Genomic DNA, 22,699 nt, shown 5'->3' with positions numbered 1-22,699 from the left:
TAAATCCGGTTATGCAAACGCTGACCGGATTTTTTTATGGTTTTTTGTGAAGATTTATAGGATGGATGTATAATTTTGTTTAATTTTTGAATGATATAATTTGTAAAAAAATATATATATTAATCAAATTCTAATATGATATTTTTTAATAATTATTGCATTTTAAAACAGCAATTAGTCGGATATTAAAAATACAAACAGACGGATGCAAAACCATCAAATAGTCGCTACAATAACCAGCAAATAGTCGGTTGCCATCATCCTTAATATAATAGTTAATGGGTATAATCACATTGAATAACAAACGATATCCTAGGCTTATAGCTCCCAAGCTTAAAGAGGCGTTAACAGATACACCAGTGGTGTGTTTATTGGGGCCTCGTCAGGTAGGAAAAACCACACTGGTAAAAGAGTTAGAGTCGGGGAGAGCGTATATTACTTTTGATGATAGTACGCTATTGAATGCTGCAAAAAGCGATCCCTTAGGGTTTGTTCAAGGATTACCTGAGCGAGTGACACTTGATGAAGTACAGAGAGTACCGGAAATTTTGCCTGCATTAAAAGCAGTAGTTGATACTAATAGAACATCAGGGCGTTTCATTCTTACAGGCTCTGCCAACTTGTTATTACTGCCGGGAGTTCAGGAGTCATTGGCTGGACGTGTTGAAGTGACTTATCTACAACCCTTGTCTGAACAAGAAAAACAGTATTCATCTGTGACGCTACTTGAAAAATTGCTATCCAATCGTATTTCACCATCCATTAAGGGAGAACAAGCTCAACTAGAGGGAATAGCGGATGCTGTAGTACAAGGTGGTTACCCAGAACCCAACACCCGAACAGAGGCGAGAGCTCGTCAGTGGCATAAACAGTATCTTAATGCCATTATTCAACGAGATGTCAAAGATATTGCAGCAATCCGCGACGAAGAAGAACTGCTTCGTCTTATCAAAATTCTCGCGCTTCGTACAGGGAACTTACTGAATATTAGTGGGTTATCGAAAGATTTAGGACTCCAGAGAGACACTGTTGATAAATACATCACTATATTGGAGCGTTTATTTTTAGTCCGTCGTTTACCTGCGTGGCATAAAAACCATGCTAAGAGATTGTTGAAAACACCGAAGATCCACATAATCGATTCCGGTTTAGCGTGTGTTTTGACTAAATTACGTACCAATGATTGGTATGATTTTAGTAGTGATTTCGGCGCAGTATTAGAAAGTTTCGTGGTGCAGCAACTGATTTGCCAATCGGGTTGGATCGAACATGAACTATTTTTTTCTCACTACAGAGATAAAGACCAAGTTGAAGTTGATTTGGTGATTGAAGATGGGAAAAAAGTTTGGGGTGTTGAAGTGAAAAAAGCCGCCAGCATTCAACCTAAAGACGGGGCTGGTTTAGCTAAGTTGGCCTCACTATCTGGCGATGATTGGCAAGGCGGAATAATGCTTTATACAGGGAATAACTGCTTACCGATAAGCCAAGTACCAAATACGTATGCGGTGCCGATGAATGCGTTGTGGAAGGAGTAGATGAAACCGTAGTTAGACAGTGTCATTTTAAACATCAGTGAATAATATCTCAAAGTACATTACACAACCGATTATAATTATTGTGTTATACAATCATTAACCTGACAGAAGAAGTAAAGACCTCCTCATGGCAATCAAAAAGAACGAACTCTATTCCTCATTGTGGGCTAGCTGCGATGAGCTGCGTGGCGGTATGGATGCCAGCCAGTACAAAGACTACGTGCTGACCATGCTGTTTATGAAGTATGTGTCCGATAAGTACAAGAATGATCGTTACGGCATTATTGTTATTCCTGAAGGTGCTGGTTTTGATGATATGGTTGCCCTGAAGGGCAAAAAAGACATTGGCGATGAAATCAATAAGATTATCCGCAAATTAGCTGATGAAAACGGGTTGGGAACCATGTTTGATGTTGCCAACTTTAACGATGAAGAAAAGCTTGGTAAAGGCAAAGAGATGATTGACCGCCTTTCCAAATTAGTCGGTATTTTTGAAGGGTTGGATCTCTCCAATAATTATGCTGGTGGCGATGATTTGATGGGTGATGCCTACGAATATCTGATGCGCCACTTCGCAACTGAATCTGGCAAATCAAAAGGACAGTTTTATACTCCTGCGGAAGTTTCGTTAGTTCTGGCAAAGATTATAGGAATAAACGATAAAACTCCGCGTGATGCTTCTGTATACGACCCGACCTGTGGTTCCGGTTCTCTGCTTCTTAAAGCGAGTGATGAAGCACCGCGTGGGTTAAGTATCTTTGGTCAGGAGATGGATGTGACTACTTCATCACTGGCAAAAATGAATATGATTCTGCATGGTCATGAATCTGATGTTCATAGTATTCAGCAGGGTAACACCATTGCCTCTCCTGTATTTAAAGATGATAAAGGACAGCTTAAAACTTTTGATTTCGCCGTAGCAAATCCTCCTTTTTCTAATAAAAACTGGACCAGTGGTATTAACCCGAGAGAAGATGAATTTGGTCGTTTTGGTTGGGGAATTCCACCAGAGAAAAACGGTGATTATGCCTTTTTATTGCACATCCTCAAGAGCCTGAAAAGTACAGGTAAAGGGGCTGTAATCTTGCCTCACGGTGTATTGTTTCGTGGTAATGCTGAATCCCTGATTCGTGAAAACCTGATAAAGCAGGGTTACATTAGAGGTATTATTGGTCTTCCGGCAAACCTGTTTTATGGCACAGGTATTCCGGCCTGTATTATTGTGCTAGATAAGCAGGATGCCATTTCTGCTGATTTTGATGCAGAAGGGAAAGTAACCCGTGGGCGTGATATTTTTATGATTGACGCAAGCCGTGATTTTATAAAAGACGGTAATAAAAACCGCTTGCGTAGTCAGGATATCTATAAAATCGTTGAAGTTTTTACTCAACAGAAAACATTGCCACGTTTTAGCCGAACAGTTGAATTCAAAGAGATTGTAGCGAACGACTACAACCTCAATATCCCTCGTTATATCGACAGTAGTGAACCGGAAGATTTGCACGATCTCAGCGCTCATCTGCAAGGGGGGATTCCTAACCGTGATATTGATGTGCTGGATAAATACTGGAATGTTTTCCCCGGCATTCGCTCTACATTATTTGCAACGGAGCGCGAAGGATACAGCCACAGCTTGGTGGAAGCCAATCAGGTCAAAGATACTATTCTCAACCATACTGAATTTAAAACTTTTGCGGAACAAAGCCTAAAACCGTTTGCCGCATGGTGTCAATCCGCTGCACTAAAAGAAATTCATCGTAGCGATAATCCAAAAGAGTTACTTAATGACATTAGTGGATATTTATTGATTAACTATGAGTCAGTGCCTCTACTGAGTAAGTACGATGTTTACCAGATCCTGATGGATTATTGGGCAGAGACGATGCAGGATGATGTTTATGTGCTGGTACAAGATGATTGGGCAGCGGGTAAAAAGGTACGTGAGCTGGTAGTAAAACAAGCTGAAAAACTGAAAGAAACACCGGATTTTGTGATCAAGAAAACTAAGTATAAAGCTGAAATTATTCCTCCGGCATTGATTATCCAGAATTACTTTGCAGGGCAGCAGGTAAAAATCGATCAATTACAAATTGATGCGGATAATGCAACACAAGCGCTAGAAAACTATATCGAAGAAAACAGCGGCGATGATGGCCTGCTGAATGATGCCCTGAATGACAAAGATAAAGTGACCAAAGCAAGTATTACTGCTCGCCTGAAACTGGCAACCGACAATGAAGAAAAAACAGTACTGAAACAGGCAAAAGAGCTATTTGACGCTGAAATAGACGCTAAAAAAGAGCTGAAAAAATATCAGGAAGCGCTGGATTTATCGGTACTTAAGCAATACTCAAAACTTACTGATGATGAGATCAAAACGTTGGTGGTGGATAAGAAATGGCTAGCAACATTGGAAGCTAATATTCAGGCTGAGATTGAGCGTGTAACTCAACAATTGACAAACCGTGTCAGAGAATTGGAAGAACGCTATGCCGAATCGCTGCCAACAATTAGTAAATCGGTGGATAGTTTGAGTAGCAAAGTGGCAGATAATCTGAAGGCTATGGGTTTGGAATGGGTATTATAACAATGAATCAGATAGCAGAGGGCAATTCTAAATATTTGGCTGAATCGGTAGGGAATACTTTGCCTATTGGATATAAGCAAACGGAAGCTGGAGTGATACCTGAGGCTTGGGTGGTTAAAAGCATTGGTGAACTTGCTAATGTTATAAGAGGAGCCAGCCCAAGACCAAAAGGTGACAAACGCTATTACGATGGAAAGATTCCTCGTCTTATGGTTGAAGATGTTACACGAGATGGAAAGTTTGTTACTCCTATCGTCGATTCGCTTACCGAAGCCGGTGCTAAATTAAGTAGGCCATGTCTAAGGGGAACTCTGACATTAGTGTGTTCAGGTAATGTCGGTATACCTTCAATATTAGCTATTGATGCATGTATACACGATGGTTTCTTAGCTCTAACAAAAGTATCAAAAAATATATCTATCGATTATCTTTATCACTTTTTTTCGACTCAGCGTGAGAAATTTAATAATTCAGCTACACATGGGGGCGTATTTACAAATTTAACGACTGAAGGCGTAAGAGAGTTTTTAGTTGCTTTACCTTTTTGTTATGAAGAACAAACTACTATTGCCAACATCTTATCTGATGTCGATGGCCTAATCAGTGAGCTGGAAAAACTGCTAGCCAAAAAACAAGCCATCAAAATTGCAACCATGCAACAGTTACTAACAGGCCGTACTCGCCTGCCGCAGTTTGCTTTTCGTGAAGATGGTTCGAAAAAAGGATACAAGCGAAGCGAATTAAGGGAAATACCAGAGGATTGGAATCCAATTTCTATTGGTAAAGATGCTGTACTAAAAGCACGCATAGGGTGGCAAGCGTTAACAACTAAAGAGTATTTAGAGACTGGTGAGTATTATCTGGTTACTGGAACGAATTTTGATGCAGGCACAGTTAAATGGGAAGATTGCTGGTATGTTAGTGAATGGCGTTATAAACAAGACTCAAACATACAATTAAAAGAAGATGATGTTCTTATTACGAAAGATGGAACAATAGGAAAGGTGGGTTACGTAGAGTTTCTTAGGCTTCCTTCAACATTAAATAGTGGAGTATTTGTTATACGACCTAAAAATAATGCCTTCCATCCTAGGTATCTGTTTTATATTCTTACATCAAAGATATTTAATGAATTTATGAAAGGTATTACCGCTGGTTCGACAATTACGCACTTATACCAAAAAGATTTTGTTAACTTTAACTTCATAGCTCCAAATATTGAAGAACAAACCACCATCGCCACAATCCTCTTGGATATGGATACAGAAATTCAAGCACTTAAACAGAGACTGGGAAAAACTCGTCAAATTAAACAAGGTATGATGCAAGAGCTACTCACTGGTAAAACTCGTCTGATATAAGAAAATTAACTGAATCGGAATAACCAACGTTAAGGTAAGAAAGGAATGAGCACCGTAGGCCAGCGCGAACGCGTAACTCAAGATCGCATTGTCAAATTTTTCCAGACGGAATTAGGTTACCGCTATCTGGGAAATTTACAGGACAGAGACAATAAGAATATTGACGTAGATATACTGACTGCATGGTTAAAAAAGCGGGGAATCAGTGGCACATTGATTGGCCGTGTGTTGCGTCAGTTGATTAATACCGCCGCGCTGGGCGATGGGAATAAGCTCTATCATGCCAACAAAAATGTCTATAATTTGTTGCGTTATGGCATTAAAGAAAAAGAAGATGTGGGTGAGCAGCATCAGACTATTTGGTTGATTGACTGGCACAACCCAGAAGCCAATGATTTTGCCATTGCTGAAGAAGTCTCCATTAAAGGAGAAAATAAAAAACGTCCGGATATCGTCCTGTATGTAAATGGCATTGCTTTGGGAATTATCGAACTGAAGCGTTCAAGTGTCTCCGTTTCAGAAGGTATTCGTCAGAATCTGGATAACCAGAAAAAAGAGTTCATCCGTGACTTTTTCAGCACCATGCAACTGGTGATGGCAGGGAATGACACACAAGGATTGAGCTACGGTACTATTGGTACACCTGAAAAATATTATCTGGAATGGAAAGAAAGGATTGATAACCCTTACCCCTATCGTTTGGATTTTCACCTCAGCCGAATTTGCAGCAAACCACGTTTTCTACAATTAATTCACGATTTTATTGTGTTTGATGCAGGTGTTAAGAAAGCTTGTCGTCATAATCAATTCTTTGGTGTTGAGGCTGCAAAAAAACGTATTCTCCAACGCGAAGGTGGCATTATTTGGCATACACAAGGTTCAGGAAAAAGCCTGACTATGGTTTGGCTGGCAAAATGGATACGGGAAAATGTGCCAAATAGCCGCGTGTTGATTGTCACCGACCGCACTGAATTGGATGCACAGATCGAAAAAGTTTTTACTGGGGTAGAAGAAAATATTTATCGCACTAAAAGTGGTGCAGATCTGATTTTCAATCTTAATCGGCCAAATCCGTGGCTGATTTGTTCTTTAGTACATAAATTTGGTCATCGGTCTGAAGCAGAAGACGATGCAGCAACGGATGAATACATCAAAGAACTCAAAAAATCATTGCCGAGTGATTTCAGAGCGAAAGGTGATCTGTTTGTATTTGTTGATGAATGTCACCGGACTCAATCCGGTAAATTGCATGATGCGATGAAATCTATATTAGCGGAAGCCGTGTTTATTGGTTTTACCGGTACACCTTTAATGAAAAAAGACAAGAAAAAATCCATTGAAGTATTTGGTAGTTTTATTCATACATATAAGTTCGATGAAGCTGTTTCTGATGGTGTAATACTGGATTTGCGTTATGAAGCCCGTGATATTGATCAGTATCTGACTTCGCAAAAAAGAATCGATGAATGGTTTGAAGCTAATACACAAGGGTTGTCCCGTTTGGGCAAAACCCAGTTGAAGCAGAAATGGGGAACAATGCAGAAGGTTCTTTCCAGTAAATCTCGTTTGGAAATGATCGTTATGGACATCAGGCTGGATATGATGAAACGTCCACGCCTGATGGATGGACGAGGAAATGCCATGTTGGTTTGCTCCAGCATTCATCAAGCTTGTACCGTTTACGATTTGTTCAGCCAAACAGATCTTGCTGGGAAAGTAGCAATTATCACCAGCTATAAGCCAGACTCTGCAAGTATTAAAGGAGAAGAAACGGGAGAAGGCCTGACAGAGCAGCTAGCTAAATATAAAACTTATCGTAAAATGCTGGCTGATTATTTTGAACAACCAGAAGATAAAGTTGCTAACCGGGTTGAAGAGTTTGAAACGAAAGTAAAACAGCAATTTATTGATGAGCCAGGACAAATGCGTTTACTTATCGTGGTAGATAAATTGCTGACAGGTTTTGATGCGCCTTCCGCGACTTATCTTTATATTGATAAACACATGTCTGACCATAATTTATTCCAGGCCATTTGCCGAGTTAACCGTCTGGATGGAGATGACAAAGAATATGGCTATATTATTGATTATAAAGATTTGTTCCGTTCCCTGAATAAAGCGATATCCGATTATACCAAAGAGGTATTTGACGGATACGACAAGAAGGATATCGATGGGCTGTTGAAAAATCGTCTGGAACAAGCCAGATTAAATCTGGATGCGGCATTGGAGATGGTTAGAGCGTTATGTGAACCCGTTAAAGCTCCACGTAACACGATAGATTATATTCACTATTTTTGCTGTGAATCGGGAGCTGATCCTGAATTGCTGTCTGAAAAAGAAGCGTTACGTTTGGCACTATATCAGTGTGTAGCAAAGCTGTTGCGTGCTTTCGCAAATATTGCCAATGAAATGACCATTGCTGGATATTCTCCTGCACAGATGGAGAAAATCCGTGCAGAAGTCGCTCATTATGAAAAAGTACGTGACGAGATTAAACTCGCCAGCAAAGATAAGGTTGAAATGAAACGTTACGAACCGGCGATGCGTAGTCTTATAGATATGTATATCCGGGCGGACGACAGTGAAGTTCTCATAGATTTTGAAGAAATTGGTCTTTTGGAACTTATTATTCAGAAAGGTGCGGCAGTGGGAGAGGATTTACCTGAGGGAATACGTAAAGATCCCGAGGCGATGGCAGAAACAATAGAAAATAACGTACGTAAAACGATTGTTGATGAGAACCCTGTTAACCCGAGATATTACGAACATATGTCTGTTTTGCTGGATGAGTTGATCGCTTTACGTCGTCAAAATGCACTAAACTATCAGGAGTATCTGGAAAAAATCCGTGATCTCGCTAAAAAAGTTGTTCGCCCGAATCAGAACACTGCCGCTTATCCACCTGATATTGATACCCCTCCTAAACGGGCGTTTTATGATAATTTCGATCAGAATACGGATCTGGCAATCTGCATTGACAAAACAATACGTGATACGAAAAAAGCAGATTGGGTAAATGACAGATTTAAAGAACGTGAAATCGCGAATGCACTTCGTGACGAAACTGCCGAATATAAAGTGGATATTGATAAGATAATGGAACTTGCTAAAGCGCAGAGAGACTACCGCTGATGGCACAGTTGACGATTGGCAAAATAGATATGCAGCTCAATCGCAAAGCGATAAAGAACCTGCATATCAGCGTATTGCCTCCTGATGGACTTGTACGGATATCAGCACCGATGCATATGAGTGATACCGCCATTCGAATGGCGGTGATCAGCCGCATCCCCTGGATTAAAAAACAGCAGCAGGATTTCGCACGCCAGCCACGCCAGTCAGAACGTGAGATGGTTAATGGCGAATGCCACTACCTTTGGGGAAGGCGGCATCGTTTAAATATTGTTGAGCATGTCGGTAAGCAACAAGTTAAGACCAGTGGAGAAAAGATTTATCTTTATGTTCCTTATGGTGCTCCATTTGAGAAAAAAGCACAGGTACTTTCAGATTATTATCGAGCAGCTTTAAAAGAACGAATAGAAAAGCTGTTAATGCACTGGCAACCCATTATTGGTGTGATGCCTTCGTCATGGGGCATCAAAAAAATGAAAACCAAATGGGGTAGCTGTAATACTGTTTCTGGCAGTATCTGGCTAAACTTAGAATTGGCAAAAAAACCACTGGAGTGTCTGGAATTTATTTTGGTTCATGAACTAGTGCATCTTTTAGAGCGCAAACATAATGAGCGATTTATGACTTATATGGACGGCTATTTACCTGATTGGAGAGAAAGGAAAAGGTTATTAAGTATTTTGCCACTGTCTAATGATGAGTGGGTGACTCCCTGTGTAGCCTTACTAGATATCTCCGATTAAGATTGTGATGCTCAATGTGCTGTGTATAGCGCTTTATAGTGGCCAAAATATTCAGGTAATATTTAAATCATCTTCCCCTTGCAACAGTAAAAATGTGGTTAATTACTCATCAGCATTACAAGAGAATTTCTTTTATGAATACTCATATTCTTAGAAGAATCATCTTTAAAACTGAGGCTAACAAGTAAATTAATTGCCGATGCTATAAATATTAATCCGCCTTGTATTATCCTATTAAAAGATGTTATCCTTATTAGTAAAATAATTAATGCAATTAATATTATTAATTTAGTTAATTATATTAATTTGGAGTAAATAAATGGTTTCGAATAAAAATAAAAAAAGTTTAATTACGGCTGGTTAAAAGATTTATTTTTAGAGTGTCCCGAAGAGTCTTTCTGGATTATTGTTAGTGCAATGGTAATTTTAGTTTTATTTGTTACGTTATTTATTATTTTTACAGATATATTGGTAGTAGTTATTTCTTTTGCAGTTATTTTTATTTTATGTATTTTTGTACTTTACCTAATTTACATCATAATATGAAAATAAAATATTTATCTTTATAATTAAATCCATCTATGATAGCATAATTATCTATCTGCTGTTATGTCTTTAAAAGATATTTGTGTTTTAAATTTTATAACTCATTATTTTATCATTTTTTATCTAATATTTTTTTAGTTTGTTAAACTTAGTAAATGTTTATTTTACTGGAAGGATTTTGATTAAAAATTCTACTTTTTAGGATTAATTAAAATCATAAATGCAGTAACAGGCTTCAATGAAGTAAAGGGAAAATTTGATAATGAGTTTGATGAAAAAATATAGTGTCACTAATTTTGTTATATACCAAGTCAGTGATGTTTTATTCACTATCTCCATTAAAACAATAGGAATGTTGTTTACATGGGTTATGCTTAATCAACTCGGATTAGTCGTTGAGTTAGGCTATTTTCTTTTTATATCGTGGGCATTGCAGGTGCTTACTTTGCTTGCTTTCGGTTTATATGGTGACAAGTTTTCAACTAAATTCTATTTGATTTCATTCTGTATTTTAAGCTTACTTATTATCTCCAGCCTGTACTTTATTGAAAGTAAAAACTACTTTTACTGGGGAATATTTTTTATCATCACATCTCTGTTCTCTATACTGACCCAACCGATTGGAAACAGTATCATCAGCCGAATATTGCATAATACAAACACCGATCTTGCTTTCAGGGCTAGAGGGTTGGTCAGTTCACTGAACGTTGTATCAGGCCCGGCTATCTCTGGAATATTAATTAGTTATCTTGCATATGGGCATATACTCGTCATTGTATTTTGCAGTGTCGTCATCTCTTTCTTAGGTTTTCTTTGGGTTTCTATGATGCCATCAGAAAAAAAAGCGGATACATCAAAGGTAAGTTTAAAGATCTTAAAGAACAACCCTACAGAATTAAGGTTAGGTGCAATTTCGGGTATTTTTAATTTTGTCATCGTCCCATTAGTTTCTTACTTTATTCCTTTTTTGATCATCGATACGATGAAACTAGGTGCATTTGACTTGGGGATAGCTGAGTTTTTCTTTGGTGCGGGAATGTTCTTAGGGAGTAGCGTTTTAGTAAAATTTTTCAATCAGATACTCGGTAAAGGTTATGCATCATTGACTGGAACTATTTTAGTTTCACTGGGTATTTTCGGCGTATCCATATCGCAGTCAAATATTCATATCAATATATCCATGTTGATTGCAGGTATTGGCGTTGTTATTTATAACATAAACACAACATCTATCAGGATGACGGCAACGCCTTCTTCACAAAGGCACTCCATGGAATCTGTATTTTTATCTCTGTGCATTATTCCCATTCCATTGGGAATGTTATTTTCTACTTACAGTATCCAGTTTCTAAGTGTTAACAGCATTCTGCTTGGCATGTCATTGATATTGTTATTCTGTTCTATTTTGATTATTAAAACGCCTAATTTTATGCATCTTTGCAAGATGAGCAGTGAATCGTTGGATGGATATTATGAAAAACTATATCCGCGTTCTGTTAGTTAATGGTGATTTTGATTCTGTTGATGTAATGAATTGAATTAAAAAAGTTTAGTACAGTATCTCGGAGAGAAAATGTATTTCAAAAACAGTTCTCATTTTACTGGTCATATTCAGGTTGCTTTAGCCATGCGTCTGATCGGTAGCAATAATTCCCTGTCTCTAACCATGATACTCCTATCTCATAAATACAAATGGTTGTCCTATTGAATAAAAAATAATATGTCTTTATTGAGGGAGACTTATTTTATTAAAAGAGAACCTTGTAGGAGAGACAATTATGAGTAACCAGTATGATGTTTTGATCATGGGAGCCGGGGTTGCTGGTATTGGTATGGCATGTCATTTAACAAGAGAATGTCCCGATAAAAAGGTGATTATTTTAGAGCGCCGTCATGCTATCGGAGGGACTTGGGATTTATTTCGTTATCCGGGCATCCGTTCAGATTCAGATATGATGACTTTTGGTTATAAATTCCGGCCTTGGTCTGAAACCAGTGTTTTTGCCGATGGCGAGTCAATTAAAAATTATGTCAATAAAACGGCAAAAGAGTATGGAATTGATAAAAAAATTCAGTTTGGGTTAAAAATTACTAATGCGGACTGGTCTGGCACGACTAACCAATGGAGCATTACCGCTGTTGAGGAGGCGAGTGGAGAAACTCGAACCTTTACCTGTAATTATCTGGTCGCGGCGACGGGTTATTACAACTATGATGAAGCGTATCTACCTGAATTCCCCGGTATTGAGGATTTCAAAGGGCCCGTTATTCATCCCCAGCATTGGCCTGAAGGACTAGACTATAAAGGGAAACGGGTTGTTGTTATTGGTAGTGGAGCGACAGCAGCCACGTTAGTTCCAACAATGGCAAATATTGCCGAACATGTCACTATGCTACAGCGCTCCCCCAGTTATTATTTGTCTGTACCCGGAACAGATAAAATCGCTGAGTTTTTAAGTAAATTTATGCCAAAACGCTGGGTTTACTCATTTAGCCGAAATCGTAATATCTTTATTCACCGTTTACTTTATAAAACCAGCCGATATTTACCTACGTTGTTGAAATCGTTTTTATTGTCGTCAGCCCGCAAAAGGGTTGGGCCAAGTTTTAATATGAATCACCTTACACCAAAGTACATGCCTTGGGATGAACGGTTGTGTGTGATCCCCAATGGTAATTTTTTAAAGTCACTGAAAGAAGGCAAATCCTCTATTGTGACCGACCAGGTTAAACGCTTTACTGAAAATGGAATTTTACTGCAATCTGGTAAGGAGCTGCCGGCGGATATCATCGTTTCTGCTACTGGTCTGAAATTACTCCCTCTTGGTGGAATTGAAATTTCTATTGATGAGCAAAAACTACAGGGCAATAATCGTATGCTCTACAAGGGAACGTTGATACAGGATATTCCGAATTTTGCCTATCTGTTTGGCTATATCAGCAGTTCTTGGACATTGAAAGTGGATCTATCCGCAGATTATGTTTGCCGATTATTGAAAGAGATGGATCGTCGAGGTGCTAAATCTGTGACAGCTTATGCTCAGCCGGATGAAATGTTGAAACACGAAAACATTTTTGGCGAGCTACAATCGGGTTATGTGAGGCGAGGTGATGAAGGTCTTCCTCGTCAGGGGCGCAGCCCGAATTGGTATGTTTCACATGATTATAAAAAGGATAAAGAGGTATTGGAAAAACAGCCGGTAGAAGATTCAGCACTTAGATGGATGTAGTTTTAGCTAAATCCGCCGTAAGCCGTTGTATCTTGAAAATTGATTACCATGTAAACATGATTAGATTTGGCACAGTGTGAGCAGCCCGATAAACCCTAGGGATTTAAAGCCCGTGGGCAAGCAACTGGCGCCACACTGAGCCACTCATTTTTGGGCAACAAATAAAAAGGATTTTGCAGGTATTGAGTTCATTGAAAACAGCAAAGCAACGACATCCTGATTGTAAGATTGTTCGTCTCCGTGGCCGTGTATATGTCATTTGTAAAACTAATCCGCGTCTTAAAGCAGTTCAGGTATGAATAAAAAGAAACGGTGATCAGAAACCTACATTTTTTCTGTAGTCTTTTAACACCCTTACCTTTTTTAAGATCCCCAAAACTTGGAGTACCAATTCCTGCTGGAGAATGAGTGTCTGACATTTGTGAACCCACCGCGATATGGTTTAAAAACGGCAAACGCATTGCTGCTCAAATGATAGTACTGTAGGACATAAATTTACTTGCACCTTTCGCCATATTTTGTCAGCTTTAATGATATCAGTGTGTCTGATAAACATCTTTCAAGATAGGGTAAGCATGATGAAAAATGTAGGTTTTATCGGCTGGCGTGGCATGGTCGGCTCAGTATTGGTACAGCGGATGTTGGAAGAGCGGGATTTTGATGAAATAAATCCGGTTTTTTTCACGACTTCCCAACACGGGCTTTCTGCCCCGGAATTTGCAGGAAAATCAGGTGTATTACAGGATGCTTTTGATATTGGGGCACTAAGTGCGTTGGATATCATCATTAGCTGTCAGGGCGGGGATTATACCAATGAAATTTATCCCAAGCTGAAAGCAACCGGCTGGCAGGGATATTGGATTGATGCCGCATCTTCCCTGCGTATGAGTGATGATGCTACCATTATTCTCGATCCGATTAACCATCAACATATTCAAAACAGCCTGAATAAAGGCATCAAAACCTTTGCTGGCGGGAACTGTACCGTTAGCTTGATGTTGATGTCATTGGGCGGATTATTTGCCAATGATCTGATCGAGTGGGCATCGGTATCAAGCTATCAGGCAGCTTCTGGTAGTGGTGCCCGCCATATGCGTGAACTGCTGGTGCAAATGGGAATGCTGCATAATCAAGTTGCAGATGAGTTGCAAGATCCGGCTTCCGCAATCTTGGATATTGAAAAACGTGTCACGGATTTTACCCGCAGTGGTGCATTGCCGACAGATCAATTTGGCGTACCTCTGGCGGGAAGCTTGATCCCGTGGATTGATAAGCAATTGGAAAATGGGCAGAGTCGCGAAGAGTGGAAAGGTCAGGCGGAAACTAACAAGATCTTAAACACGGGCAGCAATGTAATACCAATTGATGGCTTATGTGTCCGCATCGGGGCATTGCGTTGCCATAGTCAGGCATTCACCCTGAAATTGAAAAAAGATATTCCGATCCATGAAATTGAGACGCTGTTGGCTTCCCATAATGATTGGGTTCGTGTCATTCCGAATGATCGTGAACTGACAATGCGAGAGCTGACACCCGCTGCGGTGACTGGCACATTGAATACGCCGGTGGGTCGTTTGCGTAAACTGAATATGGGGCCGGAATACCTATCCGCTTTTACCGTGGGTGATCAGCTTCTATGGGGAGCGGCTGAGCCGTTGCGCCGGATGTTGCGTATTTTGTTGTAGCAAGAACGGAATTGTTATTAGGTTCGTGAAAATAAACCGCCAATTCAACCAATAAATTGGCGGTTAGAGTTTGCATTGAATAATTTGTATCATCATTAATCTCGGCGGATCCCTGTAAAAAAATAACCGCCATAACTGGGGCTTAGATACCAGACACTGTTTCCATTTGGGTTTAATTCCATTTTCATATTCTCATCCCCTTTAATATGAGTAAACCCCATCTTTTGATAAACTTTTGAAGAGAGTTCACCTGTTGCAAGTGTCAATTTTAATTTCCCTTGATAACCTATTTTATAGGAAGTATTTACTGCTTTTTCCATCAATAAATAGGCGCAATTCTGGATGCCTGGATGATTGATAATAAAATTAACCTCAGGATAGTATGCTGTTCCTCTGCTATATAAAGAGTTATACTTTTTTAATAACATGACTCCGATTGGTTGTGTATTAATGTAACACACAAAATAAGCATGAGTTTTAAAGTAACCATTTTTTAATAAAATGGTTAAAATTCCCTGTAGTTTTTCTAAAAGATTATCTGTCATACAGCATCTCATATCCCATGCATCTTCACGTGTTTTTTGATTTTTTTGGAATATTTCATTTTTTCTTTCAGTCACATTTTTAATATGACTAGTCCATCTGTCTTCCTTAATTGATTTGTAAATATGCTTAACAGCATTAATTATCTCTTCTAGGCTGGTTTCTCTGACTGTAGGAATATATCCATTAATCAATCTGGGATTGTTGTAATTAACGTTTGCTTTCAAAATATTATCAGGTGGTAATGAATGGAAAGATTTTGAGCGAGATAAAGATTCGGATTGAATCTTTGATATATAATCCTTAAAGGAGTTGTTTCGTTTTAGCATAATTAAATTCCTTCACTTGTAAACTGTCATGCTGTACTCTTTTTATAAATTAATTTATTGAATTTATTTGAACTATTATAGCCTTTAAATAACATAGCTCCGATGGGGGGCTATGTCAATGTAAAGAATAAAGTAAGTGCATGTTTCGTCATATTCCATATTGGGTTCAGATAATTTATATTTAATTTTCAAAAGCATTCTATTTGTTGTATGGCATCTCATATCCCATAATGACTTTCTCTCTCTGATTTTCTGTATGGTCTTGTTTTGGTTATTAATGTTTTCAATATGAGAAAACCATCTATCTTTTATAATAGTATTATGAATATTATTAATTTCATTCATTCATTCATTTTTCTTTATTGGTTTCTCTGACCACAGGGATAAATTCATTAATTAATCTTGGATTGTTTCTGTTTATATTTATACTTAATATGTTATCAGGTGGAAGAGTATTGAAGGATTTTGATCTTGATAGACTGCTTGTTGATGTTTTATGAATATAACCATCAAAAGAATTTGTTATTTTTAGCATGATAAAAACCCCTTCAGATTGTAAAGGATGAGTTTATATGAAGTGAATAGTAATCTGGGTTATTATTACTTATTATTATGTATTTATGGAATGGTTTATCGTATAAATAGCTATTTCTATAGTGTAAATGGAATATCTTTTTTGTCCAGTATAATTTTTGAAGGGCGATGGTAATAGCTGGAGATAACTTTGGCAGGAAGAAGCCTATCTGAGTTTAATGACCACATTCCCGATTGGAATGTGGTCATACTCATTGGGTATAATATTTTGTTTTATTAGATATCAATATTTGCCGCTTTCAGTGCATTCTCTTCGATAAATGCACGGCGAGGTTCAACCGCATCTCCCATCAGAGTCGTAAACAGTAGGTCGGTAGCAATAGCATCCTTCACTGTTACACGCATCATACGGCGGGTTTCTGGGTTCATGGTGGTTTCCCACAATTGATCAGGGTTCATTTCTCCCAGACCTTTATAACGCTGGATGGAAAGGCCACGGCGGGACTCTTTAGTCAGCCATTCTAATGCCTGTTCAAAATTACTGACTAACTGACGGCGTTCGCCACGTTCAATGTATGCACCTTCTTCAATCAGGTTGCCAATCAATTCTCCCAGCTTGGTGATGCGGCGGTATTCGCCCCCGTGGATGAAATCGAAATCCAGATTGTAGTTGGTATCAACGCCATGTGTACGGATACACAGAACCGGCTCATAAATCTGACGCTCACGGTTCTCGTGGATTTGATAACTGTAAGTGCTGCCATTCTGCTCTTTATCATTTAGACTAATAGCCAGCGTACTCACCCATTCTTCCACTTTTGCCTGATCGTTCAAGGCATCTTCGGTCAATGTCGGGTGGTAAATCAGATTATTCAGTAAAGCTTGCGGATACAGGCGTTCCATGCGTTTAATGATTTTGTTACTGGCATTGAACTCAGTGACCAGTTTTTCCAACGCTTCGCCTTTCAGTGCTGGTGCGTACTGATTGGTGTAGAGAGATGCGCCATCCAGTGCAATCGACATCTGGTATGCTTCCATGGCATCGTCATCTTTGATGTATTGCTCTTGTTTGCCTTTTTTCACTTTGTACAGAGGTGGCTGGGCGATATAGACATAGCCACGTTCAATGATCTCAGGCATCTGGCGGTAAAAGAACGTCAGCAGCAGGGTACGGATATGGGAACCATCAACATCGGCGTCGGTCATGATGATAATGCTGTGATAACGCAGTTTGTCCGGGTTGTATTCATCACGGCCAATACCGCAGCCCAGTGCGGTGATTAACGTTGCGACTTCCTGTGAAGACAACATCTTGTCAAAACGCGCTTTTTCAACGTTCAGGATCTTACCTTTCAGGGGCAGAATCGCCTGATTTTTACGGTTGCGCCCCTGTTTTGCTGACCCTCCCGCAGAATCACCTTCCACCAGATAGAGTTCGGACAGAGCAGGATCACGCTCCTGACAGTCAGCCAGTTTGCCCGGCAGACCTGCCAGATCCAGTGCGCCTTTGCGGCGGGTCATTTCACGGGCTTTACGCGCTGCTTCACGGGCACGAGCGGCATCAATGATTTTGCCGACGACCGTTTTGGCATCGTTCGGGTTTTCCAGCAGGTATTCTACCAGCTTCTCATTCATCTGGGTTTCAACCGCAGTCTTCACTTCAGAAGAAACCAGCTTGTCTTTAGTCTGGGAAGAGAATTTCGGATCAGGGACTTTGACAGAAATAACCGCAATCAAGCCTTCGCGGGCATCATCACCTGTGGCATTAATTTTGGATTTTTTGTTGTAACCCTCTTTATCCATGTAGCTGTTGAGGGTACGAGTCATCGCGGCACGGAAACCAACCAAATGGGCTCCCCCATCGCGCTGAGGAATGTTGTTGGTGAAACAGTAAATGTTTTCCTGAAAACCGTCATTCCATTGCATGGAAATTTCCACGCCGATACCGTCTTTTTCCGTGGAAAAATAGAAGACATTGGGGTGAATAGGCGTTTTATTGCGGCTCAGGAATTCAACAAACGCCTTGATACCACCTTCATAATGGAAATGGTCTTCTGCATTAGTGCGTTTGTCGACTAAACGGATGGAAACGCCGGAGTTCAGGAATGACAGCTCACGCAGGCGTTTCGCCAGAATATCATATTCGAATTCGGTGTTGAGCTTGAACGTATCCATACTTGGCCAGAAACGGACAGTTGTCCCAGTCTGCTCAGTATCTCCGACCGTTTTCAACGGCGCCTGTGGAACCCCATGCTGGTAGGTTTGTTCGTGGACTTTGCCGTCCCGACGGATAATTAGTTCCAGTTTTTCAGATAAGGCGTTAACAACAGAAACCCCTACACCATGCAGACCACCGGAAACCTTATAGGAGTTGTCATCGAATTTACCCCCCGCATGCAGCACGGTCATGATGACTTCCGCTGCTGAAACACCTTCTTCTTCGTGTATGCCGGTAGGAATACCGCGGCCATCATCCTGAACAGAAACAGAGTTATCTGTATGGATGGTGACAAGTATTTTGTCACAATGACCTGCGAGGGCTTCGTCGATAGCGTTGTCAACAACCTCGAAGACCATGTGGTGCAGGCCTGTACCATCATCGGTATCACCGATATACATGCCTGGACGTTTACGGACGGCATCCAGCCCTTTTAATACCTTGATACTTGAGGAGTCATATGTATTCGACATCAACGTTTCTCGCTCATCTTAATCCTGTGGTTGAACCTCGATTTTGCCATGTTCTACGCGAAACATCCTGCTATTTACATCAATCATGTCTGTAACTTGCCCAGGCGTGATTGCACTGACAAATACCTGAGCTTGCGTAGATTTTAGACGCTCGGCTAACAGTTGACGACGGCCGGCATCCAGTTCAGAAGCAAAATCATCAAGCAGATACAGGCATTTTTGCCCGCTCTGTCGGGTGAAATATTCACCCTGCGCTAACCTCAACGCGCACATCAGTAATTTCAACTGACCACGGGAGAGCATATCTTCTACTGGTGTGCCGTCCACCCTGATCCGTAGATCGGCTTTATGGGGGCCGGAAGCTGTGTAGGTTAACGTTCTGTCGCGCTCGAATTGCCGCGCGAGCAGTTCTGCATATTCACTCTCTTTGTCCCAGCCCTGCTGGAAGCTGATGCTGAGGGTGAATTCAGGTAAAAATTGTTTGCAGGTTTTCTCGATATCTTCAGCAATACCTGCAATGTATTCAGCCCGCCATTGGCTTATTTCAGTCGCTAGCGGTGCAAGTTCGCGATCCCAGTGTTGGATTTGGCCATAGCGGGTTACTTGCCGCAACGCCGCATTTCGCTGTTTGAGCAGCCTTTTCAGGTTGACCCAGGCAGTAAAAAAACGCGGCTCATTGTGAAAGCAGCCCCAGTCAATAAAAGCGCGGCGGTATTTAGGACCCCCGTTTAGCAGCGTAAAACCTTCTGGCGTGATAAGTTGCATCGGCAGCATTTTCGCCAGTTCGGCAATTTTATGCCCGTCACTGCCATCGATCCTGACTTTGCTGTCACCCAGACGATTTTTACTCAGCCCTACCGCCAAGATCCGTTCGTGGAATTGCTGTTCCAGCCGCCCATGAAGAATGAATTCTTCACAATCGTGGCGGATCACCCTTCCCGCCTGAATGCTGCGAAAAGCCCGCCCATGGCCCAATGTATAAATGGCTTCCAGTATACTTGTTTTACCACTGCCATTTGGCCCAACCAGAAAATTAAAACCGGTTGCCAAAGTCAGATCGGCATCCGCGATATTACGAAAATCGCGGATCAGCAAACGCGAGAGAATCATAACAATGAGTCAATGTGGTTACAGGCGCATAGGCATCACGACATAAGTCGCGGCCTGACTGGCTGAATTCTCTATTTTCACACTGGAGGTGGCATCTGTCAGCAAGAGACTTACCTGCTCGCATTTCAATGCATTCAGGACATCCAGCACATAGCTGACATTGAAGCCAATTTCCATTTCAGTGCCTTGGTAGCTGACATCGACAATCTCTTCCGCTTCTTCCTGTTCCGGGTTGTTTGCGGTAATTCTGAGTTGGTTTTCGCTTAAATAGATACGAACACCACGGAATTTTTCGTTGGATAAAATCGCCGCCCGTGAAAATGCCTGCTTAAGCACGTCACAGTTTGCTTCCAGCGTTTTATCTGGGTTTTTGGGCAGTACGCGGCGGTAATCAGGAAAGCGCCCGTCCACGAGCTTTGATGTGAAGATGAAATCACCGACATGCGCGCGAATGTTATTGCTGCCAATCTGCAATTGCAGCAGGCTATCGCCGCCATCGAGCAGCCGCATCAATTCAATGACGCCTTTACGGGGAACGATCACCGAATGGGAAGGCAGGTTCTGGCCGATATTCATAGAGCAAACTGCCAGACGGTGGCCGTCTGTTGCAACGGTACGCAGTTCTTCCTCTTCGGTTTCAAACAGCATGCCGTTTAAGTAATAGCGGACATCCTGATGTGCCATTGAAAACTGGGTGGATTCAATCAGACGTTTCAGTGTTGCCTGTGGCAGAGAAAATTCGACTTCGCTCTGCCAGTCATCAAGATTAGGAAAATCTGAAGCAGGCAAGGTAGACAGTGAAAAACGGCTGCGGCCAGAGCGAACCAGAATGCGATCGCCATCCAGTTCAACACTGATTTCCGCTCCGTCCGGCAACCCTCGCCAGATATCAAAAAATTTACGTGCGGGGATGGTTGTTGCGCCCTGTTCATGCGGCTGAGTCAGAGCAACCCGTGCCTTCATTTCCATTTCTAAATCTGTGCCTGTCAGCAACAGGGAACTTTCCGTCACCTGCAACAACAAGTTGCCCAAGATTGGCAGGGTAGGGCGGCCACCCAAGGGGCTGCTAACCTGCTGTAAGGGTTTTAATAATTGCTCACGTTCAATGATAAATTTCATAGCGCTAGGAAGACAATGTTCTGATTAAGTTAGAAAAATCTTCTTTGATATCATGACTTTCCTCACGCAGCTGTTCGATTTTACGACATGCGTGAAGAACTGTTGTATGGTCACGTCCACCAAAGGCATCCCCGATTTCAGGCAAACTGTGATTCGTCAGCTCTTTTGCCAGCGCCATTGCCATCTGTCTTGGGCGGGCAACGGAGCGTGAACGGCGTTTGGAAAGCAGATCAGCAACCTTGATTTTGTAATATTCAGCGACTGTTTTCTGAATATTATCAATAGTTACCAGCTTTTCTTGTAGAGCTAATAAGTCACGTAGTGCTTCGCGTACAAAATCAATGGTAATCGCCCGCCCGGTAAAATTGGCGTTGGCGATGACCCTGTTCAAAGCGCCTTCGAGCTCACGAACGTTGGATCGCAGGCGTTTGGCAATAAAGAAAGCCACTTCACCCGGTAACTGGATTTGGTTCTCGTCAGCTTTCTTCATTAGAATGGCAACGCGAGTTTCCAGTTCCGGTGGCTCGATGGCAACGGTCAGCCCCCAGCCAAAACGTGATTTTAACCGATCTTCGACGCCATTGATCTCTTTTGGATAGCGATCTGAGGTCAGAATAATCTGTTGATTACCTTCCAGCAGGGCATTGAACGTGTGAAAGAATTCTTCTTGGGATCGCTCTTTATTCGCAAAAAATTGAATATCATCGATCAGCAGGGCATCCACTGAGCGATAATAACGTTTAAATTCTTCTATCGCATTGTTTTGTAAAGCTTTTACCATGTCCTGAACAAACCGTTCAGAGTGCATGTATACCACTTTTGCATTGGCTTTGCGCGCCATGATGCTATTGCCGACGGCATGCAAAAGGTGAGTTTTACCCAAGCCGGTGCCGCCATAGAGGAACAGCGGATTGTATGCGCCTCCCGGATTATCGGCAACTTGCCGGGCCGCAGCTCTGGCGAGCTGGTTGGATTTACCTTCAACAAAGTTATCGAACGTATGTTTTGGGTTCACATTGGAACGATAGGATAACTCTGGCTGGGCTTTTGCATTATCCCAGCTTGGGCGTACAGATAAACTGGACGGCGCAGTAGCTATCGGCATGTTGGCAATGATTTTCTGAGATGTAGACTGGTTCGGTGAAACAGGCTTATTACCGACTTCAAAACGCAGTAACGGTACTTCAGGACCACAGAAATCATTTAATAACAAATTGATATTGTTTATATATTTCTCTCTTACCCAATCCAGCACGAAACGGTTGGGGGCATAGAGAGCCAAAGTGTTATCACTCAGTTCTGCCTGAAGGGGTCGTATCCACATACTGAATTCTGTGGCAGGTAACTCATCCTGCAATCGGGCAAGACATTGCTGCCAAAGCGAAAGTGACACGGCGAACTCCCCTAAAACAAGACTAATAAAAGAAATCGGAATAATAGATACGTTATACTGGGTACAAGGCGTCACTCCTCCGATGATGAGGAAGGTCGCATGTACCTTGTGGCGATTTTGACTATCATCGCTCCCCAACGATCCGCATAGAGAGATCG

Annotated in this window: 15 protein-coding genes; 9 read left to right on the top strand and 6 right to left on the bottom strand. The window is 41.2% G+C overall.

The genetic code is table 11. The annotated features are described in order from the left end of the window. The first annotated feature begins 293 nt into the window (after positions 1 to 293). The 9 genes from XBJ1_RS00070 (at position 294) to asd (ending at position 14,822) form a co-directional block, all read left to right on the top strand. Positions 294 to 1,535 carry an ATP-binding protein gene (locus XBJ1_RS00070; protein WP_232503295.1) on the top strand — a complete coding sequence of 414 codons (1,242 nt, stop codon included), beginning with the start codon at positions 294 to 296 and terminating at the stop codon, positions 1,533 to 1,535. A 127-nt stretch (positions 1,536 to 1,662) separates the two neighbouring features. Continuing rightward, positions 1,663 to 4,122 carry a type I restriction-modification system subunit M gene (locus XBJ1_RS00065; RefSeq protein ID WP_012986645.1) on the top strand — a complete coding sequence of 820 codons (2,460 nt, stop codon included), beginning with the start codon at positions 1,663 to 1,665 and terminating at the stop codon, positions 4,120 to 4,122. A gap of 2 nt (positions 4,123 to 4,124) precedes the next feature. Continuing rightward, a complete protein-coding gene (locus XBJ1_RS00060) occupies positions 4,125 to 5,483 on the top strand; it encodes a restriction endonuclease subunit S (protein WP_012986644.1) in 1,359 nt (452 codons plus the stop codon). Between the two features lie 45 nt (positions 5,484 to 5,528). After that, entirely contained in the window at positions 5,529 to 8,618 is a 3,090-nt protein-coding gene (locus XBJ1_RS00055; protein WP_012986643.1) for a type I restriction endonuclease subunit R, read from the top strand. Then, positions 8,618 to 9,361 (top strand): M48 family metallopeptidase, encoded by a 744-nt coding sequence (locus XBJ1_RS00050; protein WP_012986642.1) that lies wholly within the window; start codon positions 8,618 to 8,620, stop codon positions 9,359 to 9,361. Before XBJ1_RS00055 ends, XBJ1_RS00050 begins: the two co-directional genes overlap by 1 nt. Positions 9,362 to 10,169: 808 nt before the next feature. Continuing rightward, on the top strand, positions 10,170 to 11,411 hold the full coding sequence (locus XBJ1_RS00045; protein ID WP_012986639.1) for an MFS transporter: 1,242 nt from the start codon (positions 10,170 to 10,172) through the stop codon (positions 11,409 to 11,411). A gap of 274 nt (positions 11,412 to 11,685) precedes the next feature. After that, a complete protein-coding gene (locus XBJ1_RS00040; RefSeq protein WP_012986637.1) occupies positions 11,686 to 13,137 on the top strand; it encodes a flavin-containing monooxygenase in 1,452 nt (483 codons plus the stop codon). Between the two features lie 173 nt (positions 13,138 to 13,310). Next, on the top strand, positions 13,311 to 13,436 hold the full coding sequence (gene ykgO / locus XBJ1_RS19175; RefSeq protein WP_071822412.1) for a type B 50S ribosomal protein L36: 126 nt from the start codon (positions 13,311 to 13,313) through the stop codon (positions 13,434 to 13,436). A gap of 279 nt (positions 13,437 to 13,715) precedes the next feature. Further along, positions 13,716 to 14,822 carry an aspartate-semialdehyde dehydrogenase gene (gene asd, locus XBJ1_RS00035; RefSeq protein ID WP_012986636.1) on the top strand — a complete coding sequence of 369 codons (1,107 nt, stop codon included), beginning with the start codon at positions 13,716 to 13,718 and terminating at the stop codon, positions 14,820 to 14,822. 95 nt (positions 14,823 to 14,917) lie between these two features. Here the strand turns inward: asd and XBJ1_RS00030 are convergent, their stop codons facing one another. From XBJ1_RS00030 to dnaA, 6 genes are all read right to left on the bottom strand, one after another. Further along, on the bottom strand, positions 14,918 to 15,694 hold the full coding sequence (locus XBJ1_RS00030) for a hypothetical protein (RefSeq protein ID WP_012986635.1): 777 nt from the start codon (positions 15,692 to 15,694) through the stop codon (positions 14,918 to 14,920). Between the two features lie 349 nt (positions 15,695 to 16,043). After that, the gene (locus XBJ1_RS21105; protein ID WP_143827607.1) at positions 16,044 to 16,229 is read right to left on the bottom strand and encodes a hypothetical protein; all 186 of its coding nucleotides are present in this window, start codon (positions 16,227 to 16,229) and stop codon (positions 16,044 to 16,046) included. 275 nt (positions 16,230 to 16,504) lie between these two features. After that, positions 16,505 to 18,919, bottom strand: a complete 2,415-nt coding sequence (gene gyrB, locus XBJ1_RS00020) for a DNA topoisomerase (ATP-hydrolyzing) subunit B (RefSeq protein ID WP_012986632.1) — start codon at positions 18,917 to 18,919, stop codon at positions 16,505 to 16,507. Positions 18,920 to 18,937: 18 nt separating this feature from the next. Then, on the bottom strand, positions 18,938 to 20,029 hold the full coding sequence (gene recF, locus XBJ1_RS00015; RefSeq protein WP_012986631.1) for a DNA replication/repair protein RecF: 1,092 nt from the start codon (positions 20,027 to 20,029) through the stop codon (positions 18,938 to 18,940). Positions 20,030 to 20,047: 18 nt separating this feature from the next. Then, positions 20,048 to 21,148, bottom strand: a complete 1,101-nt coding sequence (gene dnaN / locus XBJ1_RS00010; protein ID WP_012986630.1) for a DNA polymerase III subunit beta — start codon at positions 21,146 to 21,148, stop codon at positions 20,048 to 20,050. 4 nt (positions 21,149 to 21,152) lie between these two features. Further along, positions 21,153 to 22,541, bottom strand: a complete 1,389-nt coding sequence (dnaA, locus tag XBJ1_RS00005) for a chromosomal replication initiator protein DnaA (protein WP_012986629.1) — start codon at positions 22,539 to 22,541, stop codon at positions 21,153 to 21,155. Positions 22,542 to 22,699: the final 158 nt, after the last annotated feature.

This window comes from Xenorhabdus bovienii SS-2004, assembly GCF_000027225.1.
GTDB lineage: Bacteria > Pseudomonadota > Gammaproteobacteria > Enterobacterales > Enterobacteriaceae > Xenorhabdus > Xenorhabdus bovienii_C.
This window is presented reverse-complemented; position numbering and strand designations above follow the sequence as displayed.

Excerpts from the sequence above, each read along its gene's own strand:
- XBJ1_RS00050 (WP_012986642.1), top strand. The coding sequence starts at position 8,618 with ATGGCACAGTTGACGATTGGCAAAATAGATATGCAGCTCAATCGCAAA.
- XBJ1_RS00065 (WP_012986645.1), top strand. The coding sequence starts at position 1,663 with ATGGCAATCAAAAAGAACGAACTCTATTCCTCATTGTGGGCTAGCTGC.
- XBJ1_RS00040 (WP_012986637.1), top strand. The coding sequence starts at position 11,686 with ATGAGTAACCAGTATGATGTTTTGATCATGGGAGCCGGGGTTGCTGGT.
- XBJ1_RS21105 (WP_143827607.1), bottom strand. The coding sequence starts at position 16,229 with ATGCTAAAAATAACAAATTCTTTTGATGGTTATATTCATAAAACATCA.
- asd (WP_012986636.1), top strand. The coding sequence starts at position 13,716 with ATGAAAAATGTAGGTTTTATCGGCTGGCGTGGCATGGTCGGCTCAGTA.
- XBJ1_RS00060 (WP_012986644.1), top strand. The coding sequence starts at position 4,125 with ATGAATCAGATAGCAGAGGGCAATTCTAAATATTTGGCTGAATCGGTA.
- XBJ1_RS00045 (WP_012986639.1), top strand. The coding sequence starts at position 10,170 with ATGAGTTTGATGAAAAAATATAGTGTCACTAATTTTGTTATATACCAA.
- XBJ1_RS00030 (WP_012986635.1), bottom strand. The coding sequence starts at position 15,694 with ATGCTAAAACGAAACAACTCCTTTAAGGATTATATATCAAAGATTCAA.
- XBJ1_RS00055 (WP_012986643.1), top strand. The coding sequence starts at position 5,529 with ATGAGCACCGTAGGCCAGCGCGAACGCGTAACTCAAGATCGCATTGTC.
- dnaN (WP_012986630.1), bottom strand. The coding sequence starts at position 21,148 with ATGAAATTTATCATTGAACGTGAGCAATTATTAAAACCCTTACAGCAG.
- recF (WP_012986631.1), bottom strand. The coding sequence starts at position 20,029 with ATGATTCTCTCGCGTTTGCTGATCCGCGATTTTCGTAATATCGCGGAT.
- gyrB (WP_012986632.1), bottom strand. The coding sequence starts at position 18,919 with ATGTCGAATACATATGACTCCTCAAGTATCAAGGTATTAAAAGGGCTG.